Consider the following 4,726-nt stretch of genomic DNA (forward strand, 5'->3'; position numbering starts at 1 on the left):
CCGATACAGATCAGCGAACAACGAACTTATTTTCGAATGTTCAACCGATCCAGAATTTCCCTATAGCTTTCTACATTCTTCTTGTGCAAATAATCAAGCAGGCTACGTCTGCGGCTCACCATCTGTAGTAAACCTCTACGACTGGCGTGATCCTTGGAATTTGCTCGTAAATGCTCCGTTAAATTGACAATCCGTTCTGTAAGTACAGCAATCTGCACTTCAGCAGATCCAGTATCCCCGGTTTTGGACTGAAACTCTTGAATCAATTCTGCTCTTCGTTCCTGTGTGACTGACATTCTTCTAACCTAAACCTTTTAACAAACTACATGACAAACAGAGAAGATCGGGGATAACCCAATGCAAAGACAGCCACTACTTTCCTTGTCTTGACTTTATCTGAGACTGGTAATGGCGAGAGAAAACAAAGCTATTACGCTAGCTTTCAGGGTATTTAAGGTACTTAATGTAGCAATTTGAATAGATTATTCAATGGATACACTACCTCGATTACAAAAACCTGTCTGAATTGAACCAGTTACGTAATTTTTACCCAAGATTGACAATGAAATATACGCAAGTACATGCTTAGGTGAATTCAAACCTTACAGCACGGTCAAATCAGGTCAATTCCCGCACAATCACCTCATTACCACTGATTTTCGAGACAATCACTTCCGTTCCGGTCTGAATATAAGGGCCTTCGCTGATCACATCGACCCAGACCCCTTCAATTTCAACACGCCCTGCAGGTCGGAGCACAGAACGAACCACTCCTTTCATTCCGACTGCCAGTTTGAGTCCTTTCAGCTGCAAAGTACTCGATTTTTCAAATAATTCCGGGTCGAGTTGAATTTCATGCGCCCCTGCCCTTTGATATTCGCCGGGAGGCGCCAGAACAATCGAACTCATCAGCCGCGATTCCGGTAAAAACCGATTAAGAATGATCGCGAGCACAATCACCGTGATTAATGAGGCACTCATCGTTCCAATGGTATTCGTCATTGTGGTGAAATCAGAACCGGGGCGTAATGTGTTAAAATCGCCAAATGTCTGGCTTGCCAGGATGATTGAGGAGATCACCAGCAACCCTCCAGAAATCCCAAAGATACCGAAACCGGGGATCACGAATATTTCCAGCAGAATACAAATCAGCCCCATCGAAAACAGCACCACTTCCAGAACCCCGGCGGTTCCCCCCAGAAAGCGGCTCCAGAAAAACAGGCCAAAACAAACCGCCGACATAATTCCGAACAGGCCTGTCAAAGTATAGAGTTCCAGATAGATGAACAGGGCTCCAACGATGAATAATAAAAAGGTAATCAAAGGTGAATTCAAAACATAAACGAGCGTATCCACCCAGGTTCGCCCCACTGCCTTGAAATTGACATCAGCGGGAATTCCCAGCCTCTGTTTGAGTTCATCCACATCCCGCACCGGAGGTTCAGCGATTTTCAGGTCATGAGCGCGAACCCCGTTGACCGTTAACAGGTTGGCTTTTCGAGATTCAGGTACCGCGGGCCCTTTGATCCACTCGCCGTCGGATTGATGAATTTCATCTGCTGACATGTACCAGAGCTGTCCTGTTTTGCTGTTCGTCACTTCGAAAATTTCCAGATCTTTATCCGACATCGCTTCACAGACAGCCGCCGGCCTCCCTTTTTTCTCCGCCAGATCTTTCAATGTCACCCGCAGTGTGCTCAAAATCTTTTCGGGTACATGCTCGAACTGACCATCTTCCTTCATTTCAATCGGCCCGGCATCGCCAATCTGGGCATCGGGTTTCAGGAAAATCTCATCGCAGCCCAAGGCAATAATGGCGGCGCTGCTCATCGCATGATCCGGGATATAGGCGACCGTTCTCACATGCCGCGAATCGAGGTCGGCAATCATATTGGCAAGATTAGTTCCCGACAGTAAATACCCGCCCCCCGAATCGATCTCAAAGACCAGCATATTCGCACCGGAATGAATGGCACGGTTGATCTGACGTTCGATAAAAGTCTCCAGGATCGGCTCAATCATCCCATCAACTTTGATCAGCATGATTTTGGGTGCTTCCCCCATTGTGGGATCATCGCGTAATTTTTCACGCGGAATACCATACAATTCTGCAAGGTCTCCCCGAGTATGGGCCAGTTGCTGAACCAGCACATCCAGAGCCCGTGCTTTACTCCCGGATAACGCCCCCAGAGAACCCACTTCCTTGATGGTTTCGACGTCAACAATGACCGCCATGTTATCCTGTAATCGCTTGAGTTCTTCGGGAGTGACAATCCGGGACTCAACCTGCTTGTTATCCCCTTCCCCCTGTTGAATTTTGATTTTCAAAACCGCCTGCTGGGGGTCCATCATTCCCAGCGCCAGGGCACGGCTCAGCTTGGTATTGTGACGTTTTTCGACCATGGAGAGAATAAATTCCCGTTCATCCCGGTCGACGGCTTTGCCATAACCAATATCTCCCAATTCTGCATCGGGGTGCATCACAATTTCGTTGCAGGCCAGCGCCAGCATGACATTATTCCCAATCACCGTTTCGGGAATCCAGGCAATCGTTTTTAAATTGGACAGTTTCGAAGACGCCAGAAACTTTGCCAGTCCCTGCACCTGATGAAACGGGCTCGAACCGGGGGAAATCTTCAATATCAGATACCCGGTCTGATTACTCTGGGCGGCTTCATTCTGCAGGGAGAGTGCGGCGTTAGTCACCCGACCATAAGTCACCTCGCCAACAGGGCTGTCGATAGTAATGAATAAAGCCGGTTTGCTCGGGGGCTCATCCTGCTCAGCCTTTTTTGCTTTTTTCGTATCCTGCGGCTGTTTCTGTTCAGGTTCAGGCTGAGCCGGATCTGCCTGCAGATGCGAATTTCCGTTGAGCACTAAAAGTCCCAGAATAAAAGCCAGTAACATCTGGTTGATCTTTTTCATTATGTGACTTTCACCGTTGTCAGAATGAGAAATGCAAAGCTTGAAACTTCAGTTTATCCCCCCGTCACTTGTGAGAGGAAGAATTCAATAATCTGCCAATATACATACTATTAACAGACACTGTTCAACTGGTGTACTCTTTTTAACGACATTTTACACCAGTCAGATCAATTCATTTTATAATATTATAGGCGATTTACGGCAGCGAAATCAGGTTTTGATTTTACCAGTTTGTTTAACTCGATCAATCTTCACAATTCTGATACTGCCAATACCGAGAATCCACCTTTACCGACAATCAGATTGGCAAAGATGTTCAAAACGATCCGTTCTCTGGCAAAAACCGCCTGCAAACGAGAAAACTCCCAACCACAAATTTTCTTCAAGCCGCCTCGGTTGTCCGGGACCGGAATAAAATCTCAGAAAACCGGTTAAATTTTACGCCGTGACTCCTTACAATAAAGGGGCAATTCAAACAAACAGACCAAAGGGCATTCATGTCATTTTACGGCTATCACCCGATCATTGAAAAATGGTTCCGAAAACGCTTCCAGGGTCCGACCGATCCTCAGCTCAAAGGCTGGCCGTGTATTAATCGTGGTGAGCATACCCTGATCTCCGCCCCGACCGGCAGCGGAAAAACATTAACGGCATTTCTCTCAGTGATTGACCGCCTCGTAAAACGGTCGCTGGCTGGCGATTTAGAGAATGAAATCTCCGTGATCTATGTCTCACCGTTGCGTGCCCTGTCGAACGACATGCATCAAAATCTGACTGTGCCTCTGGAAGAAATTTCAGAGCTTCTGGAAGAAGCAGGTTACACATTCACTCCCATTCGGGTCGGTTTGAGAACGGGTGACACCCCCGCTTCGAAACGGGCCGCACTCGTCAGACGTCCTCCCCATATTCTGGTGACGACGCCTGAATCGCTGTATTTAATGTTGACCGGTTCCAAAAGCCGGGAAACGCTCAAAACCGTGGAGACCGTCATCGTTGATGAAATCCACGCCTTATTGCGGGATAAACGTGGGTCACACTGGTCAATTACTCTGGAACGACTCGAAGCATTAGTCGAGCATCCCCTGCAGCGGATCGGTCTGTCCGCCACCCAAAAACCTCTGGATCGCGTGGCACAATATCTGGTCGGAAACCGGCCTGAAATAGAAATCACTGCCGAAGCACCAAAAGAAACTCACAGCGAATATCCCGAACGAACCTGCCGCATTGTCGATATCGGTCACTCCCGCACGCTGGATATCGCGATCCAGGTTCCCCCTTCCGAACTGAGCGCGATTTGCACTCACGAACAATGGGCCGAAGTGCTGGAACAGATTGTCGAACTGATTCAGTCACATCACAGCACTCTGATTTTTGTCAATACGCGGCGACTGGCAGAGCGCATCACTCACCAGTTGACCGAACGCCTGGGCGAAGATGTTGTCGGCAGCCATCACGGTTCTCTGTCTGCCAAAATCCGGCATCACACCGAGCAGAAGTTAAAAAGCGGCGAACTGAAAGCTGTTATCGCGACCGCGTCACTCGAACTGGGAATTGATGTCGGCTACATCGATCTGGTCGTCCAGATCGGTTCACCCCGCGGCATCGCCACCTTCCTGCAGCGCATCGGGCGCTCAGGGCATTCACTGGGCCTGGTTCCCAAAGGACGAATCTTCGCTCTCTCCCGTGATGAATTACTGGAAAGCATGGCTCTGGTCCGGTCGATCAAACAGGGAATTCTGGATACGGTACGGATGCCGGAAGCCCCCATCGATATTCTGGCGCAACAGATCACAGCCGAAGT

General features: G+C 48.6%; 3 protein-coding genes. 1 reads left to right on the forward strand and 2 read right to left on the reverse strand.

The annotated features are described in order from the left end of the window. Positions 1-26: 26 nt before the first annotated feature. Both rpsO and Q0294_RS01300 read right to left on the reverse strand, forming a co-directional pair. On the reverse strand, positions 27-296 hold the full coding sequence (gene rpsO, locus Q0294_RS01295) for a 30S ribosomal protein S15 (RefSeq protein WP_299459994.1): 270 nt from the start codon (positions 294-296) through the stop codon (positions 27-29). Between the two features lie 322 nt (positions 297-618). Beyond that, positions 619-2,925 (reverse strand): NfeD family protein, encoded by a 2,307-nt coding sequence (locus Q0294_RS01300; protein ID WP_299459996.1) that lies wholly within the window; start codon positions 2,923-2,925, stop codon positions 619-621. Positions 2,926-3,422: 497 nt separating this feature from the next. On the opposite strand from Q0294_RS01300, the gene Q0294_RS01305 reads away from it, so the two are divergent. Continuing rightward, positions 3,423-4,726, forward strand: a 1,304-nt coding sequence (locus tag Q0294_RS01305; RefSeq protein WP_299459998.1) for a DEAD/DEAH box helicase, incomplete at its 3' end; no start/stop codon positions are given.

This window comes from uncultured Gimesia sp., assembly GCF_937919775.1.
Taxonomy (GTDB): domain Bacteria; phylum Planctomycetota; class Planctomycetia; order Planctomycetales; family Planctomycetaceae; genus Gimesia.